Origin of the sequence: Jannaschia formosa, assembly GCF_003340555.1 — a bacterium.
Taxonomy (GTDB): domain Bacteria; phylum Pseudomonadota; class Alphaproteobacteria; order Rhodobacterales; family Rhodobacteraceae; genus Jannaschia; species Jannaschia formosa.
Genome location: NZ_QPLJ01000012.1, coordinates 32,611 through 56,483 on the forward strand (window position 1 = coordinate 32,611; position 23,873 = coordinate 56,483).

Annotated in this window: 21 protein-coding genes and 1 pseudogene; 19 read left to right on the top strand and 3 right to left on the bottom strand. The window is 70.6% G+C overall.

Features of this window, described 5'->3' with window-relative positions:
- Positions 1 to 106 precede the first annotated feature (106 nt).
- The 18 genes and pseudogenes from DR046_RS13360 to DR046_RS23675 form a co-directional block, all read left to right on the top strand.
- Positions 107 to 670: pseudogene (locus DR046_RS13360) on the top strand (ABC transporter ATP-binding protein); the annotation flags it as partial.
- Positions 667 to 3,048, top strand: coding sequence for an FtsX-like permease family protein (locus DR046_RS13365; RefSeq protein WP_115382895.1), 2,382 nt, complete (start codon positions 667 to 669; stop codon positions 3,046 to 3,048). The pseudogene DR046_RS13360 and the gene DR046_RS13365, both read left to right, overlap by 4 nt.
- Positions 3,038 to 4,093, top strand: a complete 1,056-nt coding sequence (locus tag DR046_RS13370; RefSeq protein WP_115382896.1) for a lipocalin-like domain-containing protein — start codon at positions 3,038 to 3,040, stop codon at positions 4,091 to 4,093. Before DR046_RS13365 ends, DR046_RS13370 begins: the two co-directional genes overlap by 11 nt.
- Positions 4,086 to 4,634, top strand: coding sequence for a PNPOx family protein (locus DR046_RS13375; protein ID WP_115382897.1), 549 nt, complete (start codon positions 4,086 to 4,088; stop codon positions 4,632 to 4,634). The genes DR046_RS13370 and DR046_RS13375 overlap by 8 nt, the downstream gene beginning before the upstream one ends.
- A gap of 35 nt (positions 4,635 to 4,669) precedes the next feature.
- The gene (locus DR046_RS13380; protein WP_115382898.1) at positions 4,670 to 5,452 is read left to right on the top strand and encodes a flagellar motor protein MotB; all 783 of its coding nucleotides are present in this window, start codon (positions 4,670 to 4,672) and stop codon (positions 5,450 to 5,452) included.
- Positions 5,453 to 5,808: 356 nt separating this feature from the next.
- Complete coding sequence (locus DR046_RS13385) at positions 5,809 to 7,119, top strand: flagellar hook protein FlgE (protein WP_115382899.1); 1,311 nt, start codon at positions 5,809 to 5,811, stop codon at positions 7,117 to 7,119.
- A gap of 27 nt (positions 7,120 to 7,146) precedes the next feature.
- Positions 7,147 to 8,568 carry a FlgK family flagellar hook-associated protein gene (locus DR046_RS13390; protein WP_115382900.1) on the top strand — a complete coding sequence of 474 codons (1,422 nt, stop codon included), beginning with the start codon at positions 7,147 to 7,149 and terminating at the stop codon, positions 8,566 to 8,568.
- A gap of 1 nt (position 8,569) precedes the next feature.
- A complete protein-coding gene (locus DR046_RS13395; protein ID WP_115382901.1) occupies positions 8,570 to 9,556 on the top strand; it encodes a flagellin family protein in 987 nt (328 codons plus the stop codon).
- 14 nt (positions 9,557 to 9,570) lie between these two features.
- Positions 9,571 to 10,671 (top strand): flagellar basal body P-ring protein FlgI, encoded by a 1,101-nt coding sequence (locus DR046_RS13400; RefSeq protein WP_115382972.1) that lies wholly within the window; start codon positions 9,571 to 9,573, stop codon positions 10,669 to 10,671.
- Between the two features lie 613 nt (positions 10,672 to 11,284).
- Entirely contained in the window at positions 11,285 to 12,091 is an 807-nt protein-coding gene (locus DR046_RS13405; protein WP_115382973.1) for a S49 family peptidase, read from the top strand.
- Positions 12,092 to 12,256: a hypothetical protein gene (locus tag DR046_RS23670; protein WP_167767108.1), complete on the top strand. Its 165-nt coding sequence runs from the start codon at positions 12,092 to 12,094 to the stop codon at positions 12,254 to 12,256.
- The gene (locus tag DR046_RS13410; RefSeq protein ID WP_209313586.1) at positions 12,253 to 13,179 is read left to right on the top strand and encodes a calcium/sodium antiporter; all 927 of its coding nucleotides are present in this window, start codon (positions 12,253 to 12,255) and stop codon (positions 13,177 to 13,179) included. The genes DR046_RS23670 and DR046_RS13410 overlap by 4 nt, the downstream gene beginning before the upstream one ends.
- Positions 13,176 to 13,946, top strand: a complete 771-nt coding sequence (locus DR046_RS13415) for an SDR family oxidoreductase (RefSeq protein ID WP_115382902.1) — start codon at positions 13,176 to 13,178, stop codon at positions 13,944 to 13,946. The genes DR046_RS13410 and DR046_RS13415 overlap by 4 nt, the downstream gene beginning before the upstream one ends.
- Before the next feature lie 305 nt (positions 13,947 to 14,251).
- The gene (uvrC, locus tag DR046_RS13420) at positions 14,252 to 16,108 is read left to right on the top strand and encodes an excinuclease ABC subunit UvrC (RefSeq protein ID WP_115382903.1); all 1,857 of its coding nucleotides are present in this window, start codon (positions 14,252 to 14,254) and stop codon (positions 16,106 to 16,108) included.
- A 175-nt stretch (positions 16,109 to 16,283) separates the two neighbouring features.
- Complete coding sequence (pgsA, locus tag DR046_RS13425; RefSeq protein WP_115382904.1) at positions 16,284 to 16,952, top strand: CDP-diacylglycerol--glycerol-3-phosphate 3-phosphatidyltransferase; 669 nt, start codon at positions 16,284 to 16,286, stop codon at positions 16,950 to 16,952.
- Between the two features lie 2 nt (positions 16,953 to 16,954).
- Positions 16,955 to 17,200 (top strand): molybdopterin converting factor subunit 1, encoded by a 246-nt coding sequence (moaD, locus tag DR046_RS13430; protein WP_115382975.1) that lies wholly within the window; start codon positions 16,955 to 16,957, stop codon positions 17,198 to 17,200.
- Between the two features lie 26 nt (positions 17,201 to 17,226).
- Positions 17,227 to 17,712, top strand: a complete 486-nt coding sequence (locus DR046_RS13435) for a molybdenum cofactor biosynthesis protein MoaE (protein ID WP_115382905.1) — start codon at positions 17,227 to 17,229, stop codon at positions 17,710 to 17,712.
- A gap of 135 nt (positions 17,713 to 17,847) precedes the next feature.
- Positions 17,848 to 18,975 (top strand): hypothetical protein, encoded by a 1,128-nt coding sequence (locus tag DR046_RS23675; protein WP_167767104.1) that lies wholly within the window; start codon positions 17,848 to 17,850, stop codon positions 18,973 to 18,975.
- 78 nt (positions 18,976 to 19,053) lie between these two features.
- Here DR046_RS23675 and DR046_RS13445 read toward each other — a convergent pair whose 3' ends face one another.
- The 3 genes from DR046_RS13445 to DR046_RS13455 all read right to left on the bottom strand — a co-directional run bounded on the left by DR046_RS13445 (position 19,054) and on the right by DR046_RS13455 (position 22,323).
- Positions 19,054 to 19,893 carry a transglutaminase family protein gene (locus DR046_RS13445; RefSeq protein WP_115382907.1) on the bottom strand — a complete coding sequence of 280 codons (840 nt, stop codon included), beginning with the start codon at positions 19,891 to 19,893 and terminating at the stop codon, positions 19,054 to 19,056.
- On the bottom strand, positions 19,890 to 20,831 hold the full coding sequence (locus tag DR046_RS13450; RefSeq protein WP_115382908.1) for an alpha-E domain-containing protein: 942 nt from the start codon (positions 20,829 to 20,831) through the stop codon (positions 19,890 to 19,892). The genes DR046_RS13445 and DR046_RS13450 overlap by 4 nt, the downstream gene beginning before the upstream one ends.
- 64 nt (positions 20,832 to 20,895) lie before the next feature.
- Complete coding sequence (locus DR046_RS13455) at positions 20,896 to 22,323, bottom strand: circularly permuted type 2 ATP-grasp protein (RefSeq protein WP_115382909.1); 1,428 nt, start codon at positions 22,321 to 22,323, stop codon at positions 20,896 to 20,898.
- Positions 22,324 to 22,439: 116 nt separating this feature from the next.
- On the opposite strand from DR046_RS13455, the gene DR046_RS13460 reads away from it, so the two are divergent.
- Complete coding sequence (locus DR046_RS13460; protein WP_115382910.1) at positions 22,440 to 23,786, top strand: nitrate- and nitrite sensing domain-containing protein; 1,347 nt, start codon at positions 22,440 to 22,442, stop codon at positions 23,784 to 23,786.
- The last annotated feature ends 87 nt before the right edge of the window (positions 23,787 to 23,873 follow it).

Genomic DNA, 23,873 nt, shown 5'->3' on the forward strand with positions numbered 1-23,873 from the left:
TAGCTTCGCCGGGATGCTGCTGTCGGTCACAGATGTCGAGAAGTCCTTCGCCAGCGCCGACGGCCCGGTCCCCGTGCTGCGCGGCGTGTCCTTCGAGCTTGCGGCCGGGCGCACGCTGGCCCTGACCGGCGAGAGCGGGTCGGGCAAGTCGACGCTGCTGCATCTCGTCGCCGGGCTCGATGCGCCGGATGCGGGCCGGATCATAGTCGAGGGGCAGGACCTCGGCGCGATGGAGGATGCCGGGCGCGCGGCGCTGCGGCGCCACAAGGTCGGGCTGGTCTTCCAGCAGTTCAACCTGATCCCCTCGCTCTCGGTGGGCGACAACCTGTCCTTCCATGCCCGCCTCGCCGGCCGCGCCGACCCGGCCAGACAGGCAGACCTGGCCGAGCGGCTGGGCCTCGCCCCGCATCTGGCGAAGTACCCCGAGCAGCTTTCGGGCGGCCAGCAGCAGCGCGTCGCCATCGGCCGCGTCCTGGCCGCCCGCCCGAGGCTGATCCTCGCCGACGAGCCGACCGGCAACCTGGACGAGGAGACCGGCGAGAAGGTGCTGACCGTGATGCTGGACCTCGTCGCCGAGAGCGGCGCGGGCTTCCTGATGGTGACCCATTCGGCCCGGCTGGCCGGGCGGCTCGACGACCGGCTGCACCTGCGCGGCGGGCGGATCGCATGATCCGGTCGGCGGCGCAGGCGCTCTGGTCGCATTGGCGGCGGCATCCGCTGCAACTCCTGACACTCGCGGTGGGGCTGGCGCTGGCGACCGGGCTCTGGACCGGGGTGCAGGCGATCAACGCGCAGGCGCGGCTCAGCTACGACCAGGCCGCCGCGACGCTGGGACAGGACCGGCTGCCCCGGCTGGAGGGCGATCTGACGCTGGCCGATTTCGCCGCGGCCCGGCGCGCGGGATGGGAGGTGTCGCCGGTCATCGAGGACCGGCTGCCGGGGACGGGCCTGACGCTCTACGGGATCGACCCCTTCACCCTGCCGCCCACGCCCGGCGGCGTCGCGCCCGACCTGTCGGACCCGGACCTCCTGCGGGCATTCCTCGCCGGAGAGGTCGTCTTCGCCGCCGCCGCCACCCTGCCCCGCCTGCCCGACGACCTGCCGCCGGGACGCCTGCTGGAGGGGCTGGCCCCGGGCCTCGTCATGGCCGACCTGACGGCGGCGCAGGCGATCCTCGGCACCGGCGCGCTGACCCGCCTGCTGGTCGCGGGCGGCCCCGCCGCGCCCGAGGCGCTGGCCGAGACGCTGGGCGCGACCCTCCTGCGGCCCGAGGGGGACGGCGACATCGCCCGCCTGACCGACAGCTTCCACCTGAACCTCACCGCCTTCGGCCTGCTGGCCTTCGTCGTCGGGCTCTTCATCGTCCACGCCACGATCGGGCTCGCCTTCGAGCAGCGCCGCACGCTGTTCCGCACGCTCCGCGCGCTGGGCCTGCCGCAGCGGACGCTGGGCTGGCTGCTGGCCGGGGAACTGGCCGTCTTCACCCTGATCTCGGGCGCGCTGGGCGTGCTGCTGGGCTATGCCGTCGCCGCCGCCCTGCTGCCGGGCGTGGCCGCGACGCTGTCAGGGCTCTACGGCGCGGGGGTGCAGGGGTCGCTGACGTTGTCGCAGGTCTGGTGGCTGAGCGGCTTCGGCATGGCCGCTCTGGGCATGGCGGTGGCCGGGGGGACCAGCCTGCGCAACCTAGCCACCCTGCCGATCCTCGCCCCCGCCATGCCTCGCGCCTGGGCGCGGGCGCAGCGGCGGACGGTGCGGCGGCAAGGCTGGGCGGGGCTGGCGCTTATCGCCGTCTCGGGGGCGATCGCGGCGCTGGGCGAGGGGCTGATCTCCGGCTTCGCGACGCTCGGCGCGCTGCTGCTGGGGGCGGCGCTTCTGCTGCCTCCGGTGCTGGTGGGGGTGCTGGACCTTGGGTCCGCGCTGGCGAAGGGGGCGGTCGCCCAGTGGCTCTGGGCCGACACGCGCCAGCAGGTGCCGGGGCTGAGCCTCGCGCTGATGGCGCTGCTGCTGGCTCTGGCGGCCAATATCGGCGTCGGCACCATGGTCGGCAGCTTTCGCGCCACCTTCGAGGGCTGGCTCGACCAGCGCCTCGCCTCGGAGCTTTACGTCACGGCGTCGGACGAGGCCCAGGCCGACGAGATCCGCGCCTTCCTCGCGCCCCGCGCGGATGCCATCCTGCCAATCGTCTCGGCCGAGGCCGAACTCGCCGGCACGCCAGGTGAGGTCTACGGCGTCGCCGACCACCCGACCTATCGCGACAACTGGCCCCTGCTGGAGGCGCAACCGGGCGTCTGGGACCGGCTGGCGGCGGGCGAGGGCGTCCTGGTCAACGAGCAGCTCGCCCGGCGCGAGTCGCTCTGGCCCGGAGCGACGCTCGACCTCGCCGAGACCGGGCCGCTGCCGGTGCTGGGGGTCTATTCGGATTACGGCAATCCCCGGGGTCAGGCGATCCTGGGCCTCGGCGCCTTCGACGCCGCCTACCCCGACGCGCCCCGCCTGCGCCTCGCCGTCCGCATCGATCCCGCCCGTGCCGACGCGCTGGCCGACGCCGTCGCCCGGCGCTTCGACCTGCCGCCGGACCGGGTGGTGCCGCAGGCCACGATCAAGGCCTACTCGCTGGATGTCTTCGAGCAGACCTTCGCGGTCACCGCGGCGCTGAACGTCCTGACGCTCGGGGTGGCGGGCTTCGCGCTCTGGGCCTCGCTGACGACGCTCGGGACGATGCGCCTGCCCCAGATCGCGCCGGTCTGGGCGCTGGGGCTGACGCGGGCGCATCTGGCGCTGGCCGATCTGGGGCGCGCGGTGGCGCTGGGCCTGCTGACGGCGCTGGTCGCGGTGCCGGTGGGGATCGCGCTGGCCTGGGTGCTGCTGGCGGTGGTCAACGTGCAGGCCTTCGGCTGGCGCCTGCCGCTGCTGCCCGACCCGGGCGGCTGGGCCGCACTGGGCGGCTGGACGCTGGTGGCGGCGGCGCTTGCGGCGGCGCTTCCGGCGCTGCGGCTCTGGCGGATGCCGCCCTCGGAGATGGTGAAGGTGTTCGCCCATGAGAGATGATCGCACACCTCTCTGCGCCGCCCTCTGGCTTGCGCGTCTGACTGCCCTGCTCCTGTTGCTGCTGCCACCCCACGCCGCCGCGCAGGGCTTCGCCGGGCTCGGTCAGGGCGGCGAGGGCTTCGCCCTGCCCGCCCCCGACCCCGTCTTCGACTTCCCGGCCGATCACGGCGCCCATCCCGACTATCGCATCGAATGGTGGTACCTGACGGCCTCGCTCAAGGACGCGGAGGGCACCCGCTACGGCATCCAGTGGACGCTCTTCCGCTCCGCCCTGTCGCCTGGGGGGCCGCAGGTCTGGATGGGGCATTTCGGCATCACCACACCCGACGCCCATTACAGCGGCGAGAAGCTGGCTCGCGGCGGCATCGGCCAGGCCGGCGTCGTGCCCGATCCCTTCGAGGCCTGGATCGACGACTGGGCGCTCGCCGGCCCCGATCTGGACAGGCTCTCCCTGAGGGCGGCCACCGGCGAGGCGGGCTACGCCCTGGCCCTGACCGCCACCGGCCCGCTGGTCTTCCACGGAGCGGACGGGTTCAGCGTCAAGTCCGCCTCGGGCCAGGCCAGCTATTACTATTCGCAGCCCTTCTACGAGGTCGCGGGCAGGCTGACCCTGCCCTCCGGTCCGGTCGAGGTGACCGGGCGCGGCTGGCTCGACCGCGAATGGTCCTCCCAGCCGCTGGAGGGAGACCAGGAGGGCTGGGACTGGTTCTCGCTGCATCTGGAGGACGGGCACCGGCTGATGGCGTTCCAGCTGCGCGGCGGCACGCCCTACACCTACGCCTCCTGGATCGAGCCCGACGGCACGCTGACGCCCTATGCCGGCGACGCGCTCACGCTGGAGCCCCTGGCCACCAGCGAGGTCGCGGGCCGCGAGGTGCCGACGCGCTGGCGCCTGACGCTTCCAGCCCAGGACGTCGATCTCGAGGTCTCGGCGGTCAATCCCGGCAGCTGGCAGGCGACGCTGTTCCCCTACTGGGAGGGACCGGTGACCGCGACCGGCAGCCATGCCGCCACCGGCTATCTGGAGATGACCGGCTATGAGTGACCCCTGGCGGGACCTTCCGGCGCTGCACGCCCATCTCTGGGCGCGGCTCGCCCGGGGTGTCGGCGACGCGGGTGACCCGTTCCGGCTCACGGCGCTGGCGACCACCGGCACCGGTGGCGCCGAGGCGCGGATGGTCGCCCTGCGCCGTACCGAGGCCGCGACCGCGACGGTGGAGGTCCATTCCGACCTGCGCACCGCCAAGATCGACGCGCTCCGCCACGACCCGCGCGGCGCGCTCCTGTTCTGGGACGCGCGCACGCAGGAGCAGCTGCGCCTGTCGGTCCTGTTCGAGGTCCTCGCTGCGCCCGCCGACCGATGGGCCGCCGTGCCCGAGGCGGCGCGCGCGAACTACGGCACCGACCCCGCCCCCGGCGCCGGGATCGGCGATCCCGACAGGCTGACCCGCACCCCCGACCCCGCCCGCTTCGCCGCCCTGCCCGGCCGCGTCCTGCGGATGGACGCCGTCTCGCTGGCCCATGACCCGCATCGCCGGGCGGTCTTCGAGGGGCCCGACCTCACCGGACGGTGGGTCGCGCCCTAACGGTTTCTTCACGTCTCGCGCGCTATGGCCTGGGCATGAGCGAGGACAACAAGCGACCGATCATAATCAAGCGGCCCAAGGTCGTGTCCGGCGGCGGCCATCACGGCGGCGCCTGGAAGGTGGCCTATGCGGATTTCGTCACCGCGATGATGGCCTTCTTCATGCTGATGTGGCTGCTCAACGCGACCACCGAGAAGCAGCGCAAGGGCCTCGCCGACTACTTCACTCCGACCGTCGCGCTCACCCGGTCCTCGGGCGGGGGCGACGGGGCGCTGGGCGGCAGGTCGGTCAGCTCAGACGCGACGCTGGTGCGGATCGGGAACGGCGGGATCACCACCTCCGAGATGCATGGCACCTCCGAGGAGGAGGGCAGGATGGAGGCGATCGAGGCCGCGCTGGTCGGCAAGGGCGGCGACAGCCTGCTCGACCGGGAGGAGCTGCGCCATGTCGCGGTCCGGTTGACCGACGAGGGGCTGGTGATCGAACTCTTCGACCTGCCGGGCAGCCCGCTCTTCGACAAGACGGCACCGACGGCGGTGCTGAGGGCGCTCCTGTCGGACATCGCCCCCCTCCTCCTGTCGGAGCCGAACGAGCTGGCCCTGTCGGCCTTCACCGCCGGGGAGCCGATCGTGACCCGCGAGAAGCGCGCCTGGGACAGCTCGACTGAGAAGGCACTGGCGCTGCGCGCGGCGCTGGAGGAACTGGGGCTCGCCGATGCACGCGTGGTCCGTCTGACCGGCCACGCCGACCGCCGCCCGGTGGTCGCCAACCCCTTGGCCGCGCGCAACAACCGGGTCGAGATCGTCCTGCTCCGATAGCGGGGGCGGCTTGGTCGCGACGGGCGCCTTGGCGCGCAGATGCCCCTGGGGACGCTCCCGCGCCCGCGACTGCGCGATGGGGGACAAGACGGCTCGCGGCCTGCGCCCTGCCGTATCCTCCGTCCGACGATTGCAGGACGCCACGATGCGCCCGGAGGCCCGAGAGGGCGGCGGCCGCCAGGAAGCTGGCGGATCGACCCTCGCGTCCGGCACCGGGGCAGCGCCCCGCACCGCGAGGGCTTCGTTAACCGTGCCTCAGAAACATCACGGGAATTAACGCTCGATCAAGAACCGGCGCCTAAGCTCGGTGCGACTCGGGGGAAGCCCCGGATGCAACAGCGGCGAAAGGGCCTCGAATGACGATCTCCTCCTCCCTGAACGCGGGTGTGACCGGTCTCAGCGTGAACGCGAGCAAGCTGGCCACGATCTCCGACAACATCGCGAACTCCGCCACCTTCGGCTACAAGCGCGCGACCGCGGATTTCCAGTCCCTCGTGATGGAGCAGACGCGGGGCAGCTATTCCGCCGGCGGCGTGCGCGTCACCACCGGCCGTGCCGTCGACGAGCGCAGCACGCTCGTCACGACCACCAACGCGACCGACCTCGCGATCGGCGGACGCGGCATGCTGCCCGTCACCCCGATGAGCGCGCTCAACCAGGCGAACGGCACCCTGCCGCTGCAGATGACGACCACCGGGTCCTTCCGCCCCGACGAGAACGGCGTCCTGCGCAGCGATTCGGGTCTCGCGCTCATGGGCTGGCCGGCCAATCGCGACGGCACGATCCCCGCCTTCCCCCGCGACACGGCCGTCGGGCTGCAGCCCGTCCGCATCGACAGCGCCAAGCTCGAGGGCGACGCAACAACCGCCATCTCGCTGGGCGTCAACATCCCCGCCATCGACACGCTTCCCGGGGCCACCGGCACCCCACGCTCCCTGTCGGTGGAGTATTTCGGCAATCTCGGCCAGTCGCAGAACCTGGACGTGACCTTCACCCCGACGCTGCCCGCCCTGCCGACCGACCCCGCCACCAACACCTGGACGATGGAGATCCGCGACGACGCCCAGGGCGGCGCCCTGATCGGCGCCTTCACGGTCGAGTTCGACGACAGCCGCGCGGCGGGCGGCATGATCGCCGCCGTCACCGATCTCGGCACCGGCACCTACGACGCGACGACCGGCGAGGTCACCGTCGCCGCACAGAGCGGGGACATCCTGATCGATATCGGCATGCCGCTCGAGGAAGGGCCGCTGACACAGCTCTCCGACACGTTCGCCCCGCTGGCCGTGACCAAGGACGGCTCGCCCGTCGGCATCCTCGCGGGGCTCGAGGTCGACCAGAACGGCAATCTCAGCGCGATCTACGACACCGGCTATACCAAGCGGCTCTACCAGATCCCGGTCGTGGACGTGCGCAACCTGAACGGACTCGAGGCGCTCTCGAACCAGACCTATCAGGTCTCCCCGGACAGCGGCGACTTCTATCTCTGGGATGCGGGCGCAGGCCCCGTCGGCGACATGGTCGCCTTCTCGCGGGAAGAGAGCGCCGTCGATGTCGCCTCCGAACTCACGCAGCTGATCCAGACGCAACGCGCCTACAACTCGAACGCGAAGATCATCCAGACCGTCGACGAGATGTTGCAGGAGACGACCAACATCAAGCGCTGACGCCAGCCCCGACGATAGGAGGCCAGCATGAGCCTGACCGCATCCCTCAACAAGGCCATGATCGGCCTCACCCTCCAGAGCCGCCGGGCGGAGGTCCTGTCGTCGAATGTCGCGTCTGCCGACACGCCCGGCTATGCGCGCCGCTCGGTCGTCTCGGACGGGTCCGTCCGGGGCACCGCGACCGTGCGCGAGGTCGATCCGGCCCTGCAGCAGCTGCGCCGCGATGCGAGCGCGGACACGGCCGGTGCCTCGGTCGCCCAAGGCTTCGCCGCCCGGCTCGACCAGGTCATCGGCGACCCCGACCGGCCCGGCAGCCTGCAGGCGCTGCTCGCCCGGTTCGATGCCGCGCTCACGGTCGCGGCGGCGGATCCGGCGGCGCCGAATGGTCTGATCGCCGCGTCGAACGCAGCGGCGGATCTCGTCGACGCCGTCACCGGCCTGGCCGACACGGTCACCCGGGCCCGCCAGACCGCAGAAGGGCAACTCGCCGACGCGGTTGCGCAGCTCAACGGCGACCTCAAGCAGGTCGCGGACCTGAACGCCTGGATCCGGCGGCTCGAGGTGCTGGGTGGGGATGCCAGTTCCCTCCGCGACCGGCGCGGCGTGCTGGTCGACCGCGTCGCCGAAGCGGTCCCGCTGCGGCAACTGCCGCGGTCGGACGGGTCGGTCGCGCTGGTCTCGAAGGGGGGCGTCATCCTGCTCGACGGCTCGCCCGCCGAGGTGGAATTCGACGCCCGCCCCTTCGTCGCGCCCGACTTCGCCTATCCCGGCGACCTGTCCGGCCTGTCGGTCAAGGGGCGCCCGGTCGGCACGAGCCAGCCCGGGGACGGGCTGGCGGGCGGCTCGCTCGGCGCGCTCTTCACCCTGCGAGACGAGGCAGCGCCGCGGGCGATGGCCCGGCTCGACGCCTTCGCGCAGGAGCTTGCGGGCCGCTTCCAGGATCCGGCCGCCGACCCCAGCCTCGGCGCGGGCGAAGCGGGGCTCTTCAGCGATGCCGGGGCGCGGGTGGCCGTCGCGCCGCTGGCCGGGCTCGCCGGCCGGCTGGAGCTCAATGGCCTGCTCGCCGCCGACGGGCCGGACCGCCTGCGCGCAGGCTTCGGCACCGGCCCGCAGGAGCCGGCGACCTCCAACGCGCAGCTGCTGCGCTTCTCGGACGCGCTCTCGGCCCGAACGACGCCCTTCTCCGCTGTCCTCGGAACCGCGCCGACGGATCTGAGCGGCCTGGGCGGGCGGCTGCGCTCCGCGATCTCCTCCGAGCGCGTCCAGGCCGACGACGCCGTCGAGACCTCGCGGATTTCGTCGGAGCGCCTGATCGCGCTGCGGGACGGCGCCGCCGTCGATATCGACACCGAGATGCAGCGCCTGCTGCAGGTGGAACAGGCCTACGCCGCGAATGCGCGACTGATCCAGGCGGTCGGTCAGATGATGGATCGAATTACGGAGATTTGAGATGCGACCTGAAATCGGCCTCGCCCGCCCGCTCTACGGCCCGCGCGACATCACCCAGGAGACGCGCGCCCGCGTCGACATCCTCTCGCAGGAGGTCGCGTCGGGGCGCAGCTCCGATCTCGGCCGCGCGCTCAGCAGCGACTTCTCTGAGCTGTCGCGCCTGACCAACGCCCTGACCGTGCTCGACGGCACCGCGCACAGCCTGGCCCGCGCCGGAACCTGGGGCGAGGGGCTGCAGCGGGCCCTGGAAGGGATCTCCGGCGGGATGGACCTGCTCACCGAGGGGCTGGCCGCCGGCCTTGCCTCGGCGGACAGCCCGGGCTTCGCGCCCGACGTCGCCGAGGGCAGCCTTCGGGACATGGCCGCCCGGCTGAACCAGACCGTCTCGGACAGGGCGCTCTTCGGCAATGGCAGCGCCGCGGGGCCGCTGCAGGATGTCGACGGCCTGCTGGCCGACATCCGGGCCCTTGCTTCGGGCGCGGCCGACTACGCGACCTATGCGGCCGATATAGATGCCTATTTTGCCCCCGGCGGCGCCTACGAGACGACGCGCCTGACCCTCGGCGCCACCGATCCCGTCCGCTTTCCCGCCGGCGACGGCCGCAGCGTCGGCTTCCCCGTCGACGCCACCGATCCCGTGCTGGTCCAGGCCGTGGCACAGGTCGCGTTGGTCGCCGGTCTGTCTGACGCCGCTTTCACTTTGACGCCCGCCTCGGCGGCGACGCAGGACATGCAGAGCAGGCTGGCCTCCGCCCGGGGCGACCTGCCGGGCCTGCACGGGCGCGTCGGCGCGGTCGAGCAGCGCGTCGGCGACCTGATCTCCGCCACCGACGACCGCCGCGCCCGGACCGAGATGGACCTGGGCGAGATGATCGGGATCGACGGGTTCGAGGCGGCCTCGGCGCTGCAGAACGAGTTCGCGCGCCTCGAATCCCTCTACGCGATCACCGCAAGGCGAGCCCGGTTGCGCCTGACGGATTACCTGTGAGGGCGCGCGCCGCCCTGACATGGCTGCTGGTCCTCGTCCTCGCGCTAGGCGCGGCGGCCGAGGCCCGGGCGCAGTCGGTCCGCATCAAGGATTTGGTCGAGTTCGACGGGGTGCGCGGCAACGACCTTGTGGGTTACGGCCTCGTCGTCGGGCTCGACGGCACCGGCGATGGGCTGCGCAACGCGCCCTACACCGAAGAGATCATGACCAACATCCTCGAACGCCTCGGCGTCAACGTCACCGGGGAGCAGTTCCGCCCGCGCAACGTCGCCTCGGTCATCGTGACCGCCACGCTGCCGCCCTTCGCCCGCGCCGGCGGGCGAATCGACGTGACCGTCTCGGCCATCGGCGACGCCGACAGCCTGCTGGGCGGCACGCTGGTGATGACGCCGCTGACGGCGGCGGACGGCGACGTCTACGCCGTGGCGCAGGGGACGATCATTGCCGGCGGGGTGGCCGCGCGGGGCGAGGCAGCCGAGATCGTCGAGGGCGTGCCGACGGCGGGCGTCATCCCCTCGGGCGGCCGGGTCGAGCGGGAGGTCGATTTCGACTTCACCCAGCTGACGCAGATCCGGCTCGCCCTGAGGGAGCCGGACTTCACCACCGCGTCGCGCGTGGAACGGGCGATCAACGGCGCGCTCGGCGGCAGCTATGCGCGGATGCTCGACGCCGGCACGGTCCTGCTGGACATGGGGACCGGCAAGGCGCAATCGCCCGCGCACCTGATCAGCAGCATCGAGAATATCGCCGTGGAGCCGGAGCATCGCGCACGGGTGGTCGTGGACCAGGCCTCGGGCACGATCGTGATGGGCCGGGACGTGCGCATCTCGGAAGTCGCGGTGTCGCAGAACAACCTGACCCTGCGCGTGCAGGAGGCGCCGCTGGTCAGCCAGCCGAACCCCTTCGCCCAAGGCCAGACCGTCGTCGTGCCGCGCACCGCCGTCGGGCTGGAGGAGGAGCCGGGACCGGGTCTTGCGCTGGTCGAGGGAGGCACCTCGCTCTCGGATGTGATCGCGGGACTGAACGCGCTCGGCGTCTCGGCGCGCGACATGATCGACATCCTCAAGAGCATCAAGGCGGCGGGCGCGCTGCATGCGGAATTCGTCGTGCGCTAGGACTGTTCCCTTCCGTCCAGCGCCGCGCGTTCAAGCCTTCAGCCTCGCGGGTCGGACCCGAGGATCCTTCGGACCAGGTGGTCTTTGGGCCGAGTCCGCGGTTACCACAGGCGGGGCCGCAGCGGAGGGAGCTGCGCCAGGCATCAGGCGGGATCGCCGGCTTCGCGGGGACCGGCCGGACGGCGCGCGGCATTCCCGGCCCGAGGCGGCTCGGCCCGTCCGCGGCGCAGCTGGCAGCCGAGGCGCCGGGTCCCGCCCTAGGGCGGCGCCAGACGCGCGCGGGCCGGAGGCAAAGGAAGACCATCGGCCAGGTCGCGCGCAGCCCGCACCTTGCGCTTCAGGTCCGCCCGTCATGCGAGGGCGGGCCGCCGACGCATGGGGAAAACCCAGCCGGACCGTCCGGATCGGCGAATATGGGGCCGATTGCCCCCCTGGCGCCCGGCTCGGCTGCCCGAACCCTCCCTCCCGATCCATGCGCCCGAGGCCCTCGCCCCGCCTCCCGACGGACCATGGTCCGGGCCGACCGGTGCCCGCCGGCACCTTGGGCGCGCGCCGCATGGGAATGCGCCGCGCTCGCCTTGTTCCTCCGAAGGCTGGGCTCTACATGCCCTCCATGCCATTCCGCGCCCCCTTCCCGTTCACCCCCAGACCGCCCCGCGTCTCGGTGCTCCGGCTGCAAGGCGTCATCTCGGCCGGGGGTGGGCGCGGCGCACTTTCCCATGCCGGGCTGTCGCCGCTGATCGAGCGTGCCTTCCGCAAGGGCCGCCCCAAGGCGGTCGCGCTGCAGATCAACTCGCCCGGCGGGTCGCCCGTCCAGTCGGCGCTGATCGGCGGGCATATCCGGCGGCTGGCCGACGAGCTCGACATCCCGGTCCATGCCTTCGTCGAGGACGTCGCCGCATCGGGCGGCTACTGGCTTGCGGCGGCGGCGGACGACATTCATGTCGACCCGTCCTCGATCACCGGCAGCATCGGAGTGATCTCGGCCGGGTTCGGCTTTCACGAGCTGATCGCCCGCTACGGGATCGAGCGTCGCGTCCACACCGCGGGCGAGGACAAGTCCCTGCTCGACCCGTTTCGCCCGGAGCGGGACGAGGACGTCACCCGGCTCAAGGCGATCCAGGCGCGCATCCATGACAGCTTCATCGAGCACGTGCGGACGCGCCGGGGCGACCGACTCGTCACCGACCGCGACCTGTTCACCGGCGACGTCTTCATCGGGCAGGAGGCGGTCGAGGCCGGGCTCGTCGACGGGATCGGGCACCTGGTGCCGATCATGCGCGCGCGCTACGGCGACGATCTGCGCTTCAGCCGCCTCGCCCCTCGCCGGCCTTTCCTGCAGCGGCTGATGCCCTCCGTGCTGGACGATGCGGCGGCCGCGCTGGAGAGCCGCGCGCTCTGGGCGCGCTACGGCCTGTAGATGCTGGTCAAGATCGTCACCCTGTTCCTGATCGGAATGGCCGTGCTCGCCATGTTCGGCCGGCTGCGCATGCCGCGCCTGCGCGGTCGCGCGACCTGCCGCGATTGCGGCGCGCCGCGCGTCGGGCGCGGCCCCTGCCCCTGCCGGAAGGTACCGCGCGCATGATCTTCGAAGTCCTGAGCGTCGTCGTCGGCCTCGTCATCCTCATCTTCGCAGGCGACGCTCTGGTGAAGGGCGCCGTCAACCTGGCGCTGCGGCTCGGCCTGCCCGCGCTGGTCGTCAGCCTGACCGTCGTCGCCTTCGGCACCTCGGCGCCAGAGCTTCTGGTCAGCGTGCAGGCGATCCTCGACGGGGCGCCGGGCCTGGCGCTGGGGAATGTCGTCGGCTCGAACACGGCGAACGTCCTTCTGGTGCTGGGCATTCCCGCGCTGATCGCGACGATGCACACCTCGGGCCACGACACGCGGCGCGACTATCTCTACATGCTGGGGGCGAGCGTGCTGTTCATCGGCCTCTGCTTCACCGGCATTCTGGTCTGGTGGCACGGGCTGATCCTGCTGGCCGCGCTGGCCGCGGTGCTGGCCGCGACCTTCCTCGCCTCGCGCGGCGAGGAGGTGGAGGTCGAGGGCGCCGAGCCCGGCCTGCCCGGCTGGAAGCTGAGCGTCTTCCTCATCCTCGGCCTCGTCGGCCTGCCGCTGGGCGCCAACCTTCTGGTCGACGGTGCCACCGCCATCGCCCGCGCCTTCGGCGTGACCGAGACGGTGATCGGCCTGACGCTGGTCGCCATCGGCACCTCGCTGCCGGAACTGGCGACCACGGTCATGGCGGCAATCCGGCGGCATGCGGACGTTGCGCTGGGTAACGTGATCGGGTCGAACCTGTTCAACCTGCTCGGCATCATCGGCGTCGCGGTGCTGGTCGGGCCGATCCCGGTCGAGCGGTCGTTCCTCGTGCTCGACCTCTGGATCATGCTCGGGGCGACGCTGCTGCTGGTGCCCTTCGTCTTCCTCGGCCGCGACATCACCCGCCTCTGGGGCATCGGGCTGGTCGCGCTTTACGGGTCCTACCTCTTCTGGGTGCTGACATGAGGGCCCTCGTCACCGGGGCCGGGGCGCGCCTCGGCGCCGAGATGGCGCGCGAGCTGGCGCGCCTCGGCCACGACGTCGCCGTGCATTACGCCACCTCGGACGAGGGCGCCCGCGCCGTCGCAGCCGAGATCGAGGCGATGGGGCGGAAGGCGGTGCCGCTCCGCGCCGACCTGCTGGACCTCGCCGACTGCGAGACGCTGGTCCCCCGCGCCGCCGAGGCGCTGGGCGGGCCGCTCACGGTGCTGGTCAACAACGCCTCCATCTTCGAACATGACGACCTCTCGACTGCCACGCATCAAAGCTGGGACCGGCATTTCGGATCGAATCTGCGCGCGCCCTTCCTGCTGATCCAGGCCTTCGCGCGGCAGGCGCCCGAGGTCGGGTCCGACGGCCTGCCGCAGGCCGCCGCCTCGGTCGTCAACATGATCGACCAGAGGGTCCGCAAGCTGACCCCCGAGTTCATGACCTACACGCTGGCCAAGGCCGGGCTCTGGACGCTGACCCGGACCGCGGCGCAGGCGCTCGCGCCGCGGATCCGGGTCAACGCGATCGGCCCGGGTCCGAGCCTTCGCGGCACCCGCCAGTCCGAGGCGCATTTCGCAGCACAGCGCGACGCGACGCTTCTGGAACGCGGCTCGCCGCCGCAGGACATCCTGCACGCGCTCCGCTATCTTCTGGGCGCGTCCTCGGTCACGGGACAGCTGATCTGCGTCGATGGCGGACAGCATCTGGCCTGGCAGACGCCGGACGTGCTCGGGGTCGAATGAGCCCTGTCGCACGGGGACCGGCTGAAACTGTCCACGAGCGATCCCTGCGCGCTTTTCGGGGGATGCGGCCCCTTCCGAAACAGGCGAATCCGGGATTCATAATTATTTATCCTCGCCGAATCAGGGGTTTGTCCTCTGACACAGCGTCACCAATCTGTCATAGAAGCTTAACGAACCCGTTGACTCCAAAGGCTGGAACTGGATTGCCCCCAGATTTATCCCCAGCTTGAACGGGGGATTGGCCCGCCCCTGGGGCCTTGCGACTCACCCCTTTCCCGAGGCAGCGCGCGAGAATCGAGAGAGCCATGGACGACGCCACGATCCGGACCGGCCCGGAGGTCATCAAGTCCTTCCTCAGGACGCTCGACGGCTCGCCGGGCGTCTACCGCATGCTCGATGGCGAAAGCCGCGTCCTCTATGTCGGCAAGGCGCGCAACCTGAAGAACCGGGTCTCGAACTATGCCCGGCTCAGCGGCCACAGTCCGCGCATCCGGCGGATGATCTCCGAGACGGCATCGATGATGGTGCTGACGACGGGAACCGAGCTCGAGGCGCTGCTGCTGGAGCAGAACCTGATCAAGCAGCTCAAGCCGCGCTACAACGTGCTGCTGCGCGACGACAAGTCCTTCCCGAACATCGAGGTGACCTCCGGCCACGGCTTTCCGCAGATCCGCAAGCATCGCGGCGCCAAGGGCAAGGGCACCTATTTCGGCCCCTTCGCCTCGGCCGGCGCGGTGAACCGCGTCCTCAACCAGCTTCAGCGCGTGTTCCTGCTGCGCAACTGCTCCGACAGCGAGTTCGAGGCCCGCAGCCGGCCCTGCCTCAACTACCAGATCAAGCGCTGCAGCGCCCCCTGCGTGGGCCACATCACCCACAGCGCCTATGCCGAGTCGGTCCGCGACGCCGAGCGGTTCCTGCGCGGCGAGACGACCGAGATCCAGGAGAAGCTCGCCCAGGAGATGGAGGCCGCCGCCGCCGAGATGGAGTTCGAGCGCGCCGCAGCCCTGCGCGACCGGATCAAGGCGATGACGAACGTCCAGTCGACCCAGGGCGTCAACCCCCAGGGCGTGCCCGAGGCCGACGTGATCGGCCTGCACATGGAGGGCGGCCAGGCCTGCGTGCAGGTCTTCTTCATCCGCGCGGGCCAGAACTGGGGCAACAGCGACTTCTATCCCAAGGTCTCCGATGACATGAGCCCGGCCGAGGTGATGGAAGCCTTCCTCGGCCAGTTCTACGACGGCAAGGAGCCGCCGCGCATGGTGCTGCTGTCGCATGGCATCGAGGATGGCGACCTGATGGTCGAGGCCCTGTCCGAGAAGGCCGGGCGCCGGGTGCAGTTGCTGCATCCGCAGCGGGGCGAGAAGGCCGAACTGGTGCAGGGCGCCGTGCGCAACGCCCGGGAATCGCTGGGCCGCCGGATGTCCGAGAGCGCGACGCAGGCCCGGCTGCTGCGCGGGATCGCCGAGGCCTTCGACCTGCCCGCCCCTCCGGCGCGAATCGAGGTCTACGACAACTCCCACATCCAGGGCAGTCACGCCGTGGGCGCGATGATCGTCAGCGGGTCGGAGGGCTTCGAGAAGTCGCAGTACCGCAAGTTCAACATCAAGGACACGGAGCTGACCCCGGGCGACGATTTCGGGATGATGAAGGAGGTGCTGACCCGCCGGTTCAAGCGCCTGCTGAAGGAGGACCCGGAGCGGAATTCCGGCCTCTGGCCCGACTTGCTGCTGATCGACGGCGGTGCCGGACAGGTCAGCGCGGTGCGCCAGATCATGCGCGAGATGGGGGTCGAGGACATCGCCATGGTCGGCGTCGCCAAGGGCGTCGACCGCGACCACGGCAAGGAGGAGTTCCACCGCACCGGCCAGCCAGTGAAGGCGCTGCCGCGCAACGACCCCGTGCTCTACTTCATCCAGCGCCTGCGCGACGAGGCGCACCGCTTCGCCATCGGCACCCATCGCGCCAAGCGGGCGAAGGCGCTGGTCGCAAACCCGCTCGACGAGGTGCCGGGCGTGGGACCGGGCCGCAAGCGCGCGCTGCTGACGCATTTCGGCTCCGCCAAGGCGGTCAGCCGTGCGGCGTTGAAGGACCTGAAGGCGGTGGACGGGATCAGCGACGCGATGGCCGAGACGATCCACCGGCATTTCCACGAGAAGGGGTGAGCGGCGCCCGGAGACGGGTTCGGGGGTCCTTTCCCGGCCGAAGGCGGGATCGGCGCAAGCCGGTCCCCGGCCGAAAACGCGCCCTGCGACTGGAGTTGTGCCTGTTTCGCGCACGAAACGGCCGGCGCGCGTGCCGGGGATGGCGTGTCCGGGACAAGCCCGCTAGACCAAGGCCATGACTTGGACGCTGCCCAATATCCTCACGGTCATCCGGCTCTTCGCGGCGCCGGGCGTGGCGGTGATGTTCCTGTTCTTCGCCCGGCCCTGGGCGGACTGGTTCGCGCTGGTGCTCTTCGTGACCGCGGCCGTGACCGACTGGTTCGACGGCTACATCGCCCGCGAATACAACCAGGAGAGCCGCTTCGGTGCGATGCTCGACCCGATCGCCGACAAGGCGATGGTGGTCATCGCGCTTCTGGTCATCACTGGCTTCTCGGGAATGAATCCCTGGATCCTGCTGCCCGCGACGATCATCCTCTTCCGGGAGGTTTTCGTCAGCGGCCTCAGGGAGTTCCTCGGCGCGACCTCGTCGCTCCTGAAGGTCACGAAGCTGGCCAAGTGGAAGACGACGGCGCAGATGATCGCCATCGCGGTGCTGTTCTCGACCGGCATCTTCGAGCATCACTTCGCCGAACGGGTGCATGGCATGGACATGGAGACGGTCGGCGCCATCCTCGAGGGCGAGATCCCGGACGAGCTGTCGCTGGGCCTGCTGCTCTGGCTGCAGGACGCGACCTTCTTCGCGGGGACGATCCTGCTCTGGATCGCGGCGGCGCTGACGGCGATCACCGGCTGGGACTACTTCTCGAAGGCGCGGCCCTATCTGACGGACAAGCCCAGGTGACGCTGCGGGTCCTTTATTTCGCCTGGCTCCGGGAGCGGATCGGGACGGGCCGCGAGGAGGTGGAGACCGGGGCTGCGACGGTGGCCGACCTGGTCGAGGAGCTGCGGGCGCGCGAGGAGCGTTATGCCGTGGCCTTTGCCGACATGACCACCGTGCGCGCGGCGGTCGATCAGGAGCTGGTGCCGCTCGACACGCCGCTGGCCGGCGCCCGCGAGGTGGCGTTCTTCCCGCCGATGACCGGGGGGTGATTTCATGGGTGATCCGCGGGTGATCCATGGGTGATCCGGGTCCGACATCCGCTGCCGCGCTCCGCATCCTCGTCACCGAGGCGGAGTTCGACCTCGCCGCCGAGGCGGAGCGGCTGGAGACCGGCCCCGAGACCGGCGCCGTCGTCACCTTCCTCGGCCGGGTCCGCGACGTCGTCTCGGAGGACGGGGGCGGGCTCCGCCACATGGAGATCGAGCACTATCCCGGCATGACCGAGCGCGCGCTGGAAGCCATCGCCCGGGAAGCCGCCGACCGCTGGCCGCTGGCGGGGGTGACGGTGATCCACCGTTACGGACATTTGGCCCCCGGCGACCGCATCATGATGGTCGCCACGTCCTCGCGCCACCGCGAGGCAGCCTTCGAGGCGGCGGCCTTCCTGATGGACTACCTGAAGTCGCGCGCGCCGTTCTGGAAGAAGGAAGTGACGGCGGACGGGGAGGCGTGGGTCGCGGCGGTGGAGAAGGATGAGGACGCGCTGGGGCGGTGGAGGTAACCTGCTCCTTGGGCCGGGCGTCGCATCCCGTTCAGGTTGGGAGACATCCCCCGCGACGCCTCCGATGGATTTTTGTTCACCCCTGCTCACGTCCAGACCTCGGGGCCGGTCCCTCGACCCGTTCGCCTTGACAGCTTGCGCAAAGCTGCGCTTCCTCAAGAAATCATCACACAACGTATTCTGACCGCTTCCTTGGGGGTGAAGATGAATTTTCAGCCGCTGTATTCCTTAATTTTCGCCAGCGCCGTCTTCGCTGCGCTTGTCACGGCGCCTGCCGCCCAGGCCGCGACGTTTCGCTTCGGCTATGCCGGTGAAATTCAGACGGGCACCGTCGTCGAGGCGGGCGTCTATCGCGTGACCGTCGGAGGCGCGCGGGGCGGCGACGGCGCCATTACAGCCGGCGGTGTCGGCGCCCTGATCGCCGGCGAACTGTTCCTGGACGCTGGCGCAAGCTTCGATGTTTTGGTCGGTGGCGCCGGAAAGAGTTATCATGGAGGCGGCGGCGGCGGCCTGAGCTATTTCTCTGCGGGACCAGACGCGCTCGCCATTGCAGGCGGCGGCGGCGGCGGCGCCGGATTCGGTTGTCTATGCCCTTTCAATTGGGACCGGATCGCCTTCTACGATGGCGGTGATGGCCGCGCCGCCACGGCAGGTCAGAATGCCGGCGGACTCTTCGAAGGCAAGGGTGGGTCAGGCGGCGTCGACGGAGCAGGTGGAGGAGACGGTCAAGCCTACCTACTTGCAAATCCGTCTGCCGACACAGTCGAAGACAGGTGGATTACCGTGGAAGGAGGCGGAGGCGGTGCGGGCTGGGATGGGCCTGACAAGGAAGACGTGACTATCAACAGCGGCTTCTCGAGACCTGAATGGACTGGCGGCGGCCAGAGTACGTTCGGCGGTGATCAAGCCGGCGGGTTTGGCGGCGGCGGTGGCGCCGGCGGCTTCCTCGGCGGCGGCGGGGGAGCCGGCTACGGCGGCGGCGGCGGCGGCGGCGGCGGGCTTCTGGACACGGTCGACGAAGACGTCCTGTACTCCTTCGGCGGCGGCGGCGGCGGGTCCTTCCTCTCGCCCCTGTTCACGAACACCCGGATGGTGACGGGCGGCGCGAGCGACGGAGCCCTGGTCTCGGTCGAGCTTCTCGAGTCCGAACTCGGCTCCGGGCCGACGGCGCCTCCGGTTCCTGTTCCCCTTCCGGGCGCATTAGGATTGCTCGTTGCCGCATTGGCCGTGCTCTTCGGCTTCACCCGCCTGCGACGGGCCTGAGGTCACAAATCCGGAGTGGACGAAAGTCCACGCTGACCGCCCTCCCCCACCGCCCCGAAGCGCGGACCTTCGTCCACACTACGAAGACTGCGACTGTTGCTGCTGGCTCTGCGCCTCGGCGGCGACGCGGACTTCCACGTGCATCCTCTCGGTCCCGGCGCCCTGGCGGATGCCGGAGATCGGGGCAGCGTCGGAGTAGTCGAGCCCGGTCGCCACGCGGCAATAGCGGGTGTCCGGCGAATAGCCGTTGGAGATGTCGAAGCCGACCCAGCCGAGGCCGTCGATATGGGCCTCGGCCCAGGCGTGGGTGGCCGTCTGCTCCTCGCGGTCGTTCATCTTGAGATAGCCCGAGACGTAGCGCGCCGGACGCTCCAGCAGGCGGGCGGCGGTGCAGAAGATATGGGCGTGGTCCTGGCAGACGCCGCGCCCCTCGCTTGCCGCCTCTTCGGCGGTGCGGGAGACGGACATGCCCTCGGTCTCGTAGGCGACCGCCTCGCGCACGGCCTTCGACAAAGCGTGCATCTGTTCGAGCTGGTCCTCGACGCGCCGCACCTCGCGCGCCAGCGCCAGCGTGGCCGAGCCGCGGCGGGTCAGGTCCGTCGGGCGCAGGAACATCCACAGCGGCATGTAGCCGCCCTGCTCGCCGATGATGCCCGAATCGTCGGACATCTCGACCTCGCCCTCGGCGATGATCTCGACCTTCTCGACGCCCTCGTTGAGCGAGACGAGTTGCACCCGGTTGGCGTGGCTGTCGTCGAAAGTGACCTCGATCTTGCCGCCATGCACCTTCGTCCCCCAGTTCACGATGCGCTGGCCGTGCCGCGCCTTGGGCGTCACGCGCAGCTGCTGCAGCCCGTAGGTCACGGGTGCGTCGTATTCATAGGTCGTGACGTGGCGGATATGCAGGGTCTGGGTCATCTGTAAAAACGGAAGTCCTGTTCGATCTGGTGGCCCAAGGCGGCGTTGCGCTTCAGGAAGTCCTGCAGGAACTGGTGCAGCCCCTCCTCGAAGATGTCCTCGATGCTCATCTCGCGGAGCCGGTCGCAGATCTCGTCCGAGAGGTCGTGGCAGGGCTTGCGGATCCCGTGATCGCGCAGGAGATATTCGAGATTGTCGCCGATCTTCGTGTAGCAGAACGCCAGCGAGCGCGGCATGCGGCCGTCGAGGATCAGGAACTGCGCGATCTCGCGCGCGCCGCGGGTGTTGCCGTGGACCTGCCGGAACGGCCCCTCGGCCGAGACGGCGCGCAGGATCATCTCCCACTGGGCGTTGTCGAGGCGCGAGCCAACGCCCGCGATCGACGGCAGCAGCACGAAATACTTCACGTCGAGCAGGCGCGCGGTGGCGTCGGCACGCTCGATGAAGGTGCCGAGACGGGCGAAGTCGTACATCTCGTCGCGCAGCATCGTGCCGTGCAGGGCGCCGCGCACGAAGGCCGACCGGGCGCGGATCGTCGAGAGGACCTGCGGCAGGTCGCGGGTCGGCACCTTGCGGGCGAGCGTGTCGCACAGCACCATCCAGCATTCGTTGACCGCCTCCCAGACCTCGCGGGTGAGCGCGGTGCGCACGGTGCGGGCGTTCATCCGCGCCGCCTCGACGCAGGACATCACCGAGGACGGGTTGTCGGGCGAGCGCAGCAGCCAGTCGATGACCGCATCGCCCGTGATCTCGTCGTGATGTTCCATATAGGCGGAGCGCACGCCGGCGGTGGAGAGGATCGACTTCCATTCGGAGTCGGTGCCGTCGCCCCTCGTCAGCGCGATCCGCTCGCCGGTCTCGACGAGGCGCGCGAGGTTCTCGGTCCGCTCCATGTAGCGGAACATCCAGTAGAGGCCGCCGGCGGTCTTTCCTAGCATGCGACCTCTCCGGCGCCGGCGCGCGGCGCCCCGTTCGTCCGGGGCCGGTTTCCCTTGCAGGGCATCACTCTTCCTCCAGCACCCAGGTGTCCTTGGTGCCCCCGCCCTGGCTGGAGTTGACGACGAGCGAGCCCTTCTTGAGCGCCACCCGCGTCAGGCCGCCCGGCGTGATGTCGATCCCGTTGGGCGAGACCAGGACGAAGGGGCGCAGGTCGACATGGCGGGGTGCCAGGCCCTTGTTGGCGAAGATCGGCACCGTGGACAGCGACAGCGTCGGCTGAGCGATGTAGTTGCCCGACTTCGCCTCCAGCTTGGCGCGGAAGGCCTTGAGGTCCTTCTTCGAGGCGGCCGGGCCGATCAGCATGCCGTAGCCGCCCGAGCCATGCACCTCCTTGACGACGAGGTCCTCGAGGTTGGCGAGCACATGGGCCAGCGCGTCCGGGTCCGAGCAGCGCCAGGTCGGCACGTTTTCCAGCAGAGCGTTCTCGCCAGTGTAGAAGCGCACGATCTCGGGCATGTAGCTGTAGATCGCCTTGTCGTCGGAGACCCCGGTGCCCGGCGCATTGGCGATGGTGATGCCGCCCGCGCGGTAGATGTCGAAGATGCCCGGCACGCCCAGCATCGAATCGGGGTTGAAGGTCAGCGGGTCGAGATAGTCGTCATCGACCCGGCGGTAGAGCACGTCGATGGGCTGGTAGCCCCGGGTCGTGCGCATCGCGACGCGGCCGTCGACCACGCGCAGGTCGTGGCCCTCGACCAGCTCGGCGCTCATCTGGTCGGCGAGGAAGGAATGCTCGTAATAGGCGGAGTTATGGATGCCCGGCGTCAGCACCGCCACCGTCGGCACGCCGTCGCAGGCCGGGGGGGCGCAGGCCGACAGCGAGGCGTGCAGGTTGCGCGGATAGTTCGACACGCGCTGAACCCGGTTGTCGGTGAAGAGTTCGGGGAACATCGCCAGCATCGTCTCGCGGTTCTCGAGCATGTAGCTGACGCCCGAGGGCGTGCGGGCGTTGTCCTCGAGCACGTAGAACTGCTCGGGGCCCGTGCGGACGAGGTCGATGCCGACGATATGGGTGTAGATGTCGCCCGGCGGGTCGACGCCCACCATCTGCGGCAGGAAGGCCTCGTTCCGGGCGATCATCTGGTAGGGCAGGACGCCGGCGCGCACGATCTCCTGCCGGTGATAGATGTCGTGGAGGAAGGCGTTGAGCGCGCGGACCCGCTGCTCGATCCCCTTCGAGAGCTTCGCCCATTCGCGCGCGGCGATGATGCGGGGGACGATGTCGAACGGGATCAGCCGCTCGCCCGCGTCGGGGTCGCCGTAGACGTTGAAGGTGATGCCGGTCAGGCGGAAGGCGTCCTCGGCCTCGCGCGCCTTGGCGCGCAGGCGTTTCGGATCCTCGGCCTCGAACCAGCGGGCGAAATCTGCGTAGGCCGCGCGGGGGGAGCCATCGGGCTCGTACATCTCGTCGAAGAGGCTGTCCGATCTCATGGGGAAACCCTGACCCGCCCGCGCACGGGATGCAATGGCCGTCGCGCCCGCCGGCCATTGGTAAGGATTTGGCAAGACCTGATGCCCATAAGACCGGCAGAAAGTCGGAGTGAGACATGGACAGGTTGAAAACCTTGACCGTCAGTCAATCGATGGCGGTGATCTTCTTCGCGGGCCTGTCGGTGGCGATCCTGTTCGCCGCGGCCTCGCTGATCGGGGACCTGTCGGAACGACGGAAGCTGGCGCAGGACCGGCTGATCGTGGCCGAGGCGCGAGAAATCGGCGCCGTCGTCCACGAGATGCAGCGCGAGCGGGGGCTGACCGCAGCCTGGCTCGCCGCGCCGCTGGACGGGCTGCGCGAGGAGGTTACAGCCCAGCGGATGCGGACCGACGAGATGGTGACCCGCGCCCGGCTGCTGCTGCGCGAGGACCGGCGGCCCGGACAGGCCGGGGCGTCGGCCCCCGACTTCCCGGCGCTGGCGGCCTGGCTGGAGCAGGCCCGCGCGCGCGCCGACGCAGGCAGGGTCGGGTCGCGCGCGTATCGCGACCTCATGACCCGCGAGACGGCGCGCCTGATCGGCGCGGTCGCCGATGGCGGGACGGCGGCGCATTCGGGCCGCGTCGCGACGATGTCCCATGCGCTGGCCAGCCTGATGGCGGCCAAGGACGCGATCGGGCTGGAGCGGACGATCGGCCTCGTCCTCCACGCGGCGCGGGGCACCCCGCAGCCGGGCGAGGACCGCGCGGCGCTGACCGCGCAGGCGCTGGTCACCCGCACGCGGCTGCAGGCCTTCCGGCTGGTCGCCGACGACGAATCCCGCGGCTTCCTCGACCTCTGGGAAAGATCGAGCGCGGTCCGCCGGTTCGAGGCCGCCCGCGCCGACCTGCTGTCGGAGGAGGGTTCCGCGCGCGACGTGGTGCCGGCCGACTGGCTGGAGCGCGCGGACGCGGCCATCGGCGCGCTGCGCGCGGTCGAGACCGGCGAGACGGCGCGGCTTGTCGAGCGGCTCGACGGGGAGCTGGCCGCCATCCGCGCGGGGATCTTCCGCGACATCGCGTTGTTCTGCGCGCTGCTGCTGCTGTTCGGCGGCATCGCCCATGTGACGCGGCGGCGCGTCGACAGCTCGATCCGCAACCTGATCGGCACGGTCTGCCGGTTGACGACCGATGCCAGCACGACCCGGATCCGGCCCTGCCCACAGCGCGACCTCAACCAGATCTCCGACGCGCTCGACATCCTGCGTGCCGTGCAGATCGAACGCCACCGCTCGCAGCTGGCCACCGAGGCGCTGCGCAGCAGCGTCGATGCGGAGCTCGACCGCCTCTTCGCCGCGATCGAGCAGGGGGCGACCCATGGCCGGATGACCGTGCTGGGGCTCGACGCCCACGGCGCGACGCTGGCGCGCGGGGTGAACCGCCTGCTCGACCGGATCGAGCGGGACCGCACGCCGAAGGCTTCGTGACGGGTTTTGTGGGGCTGGCACCGTTGGCCCGGCTCCGGGCCTGACGCCGGGGCGGCTTCCCGGGCGGGGCGGGCGGAATCCGAGGCG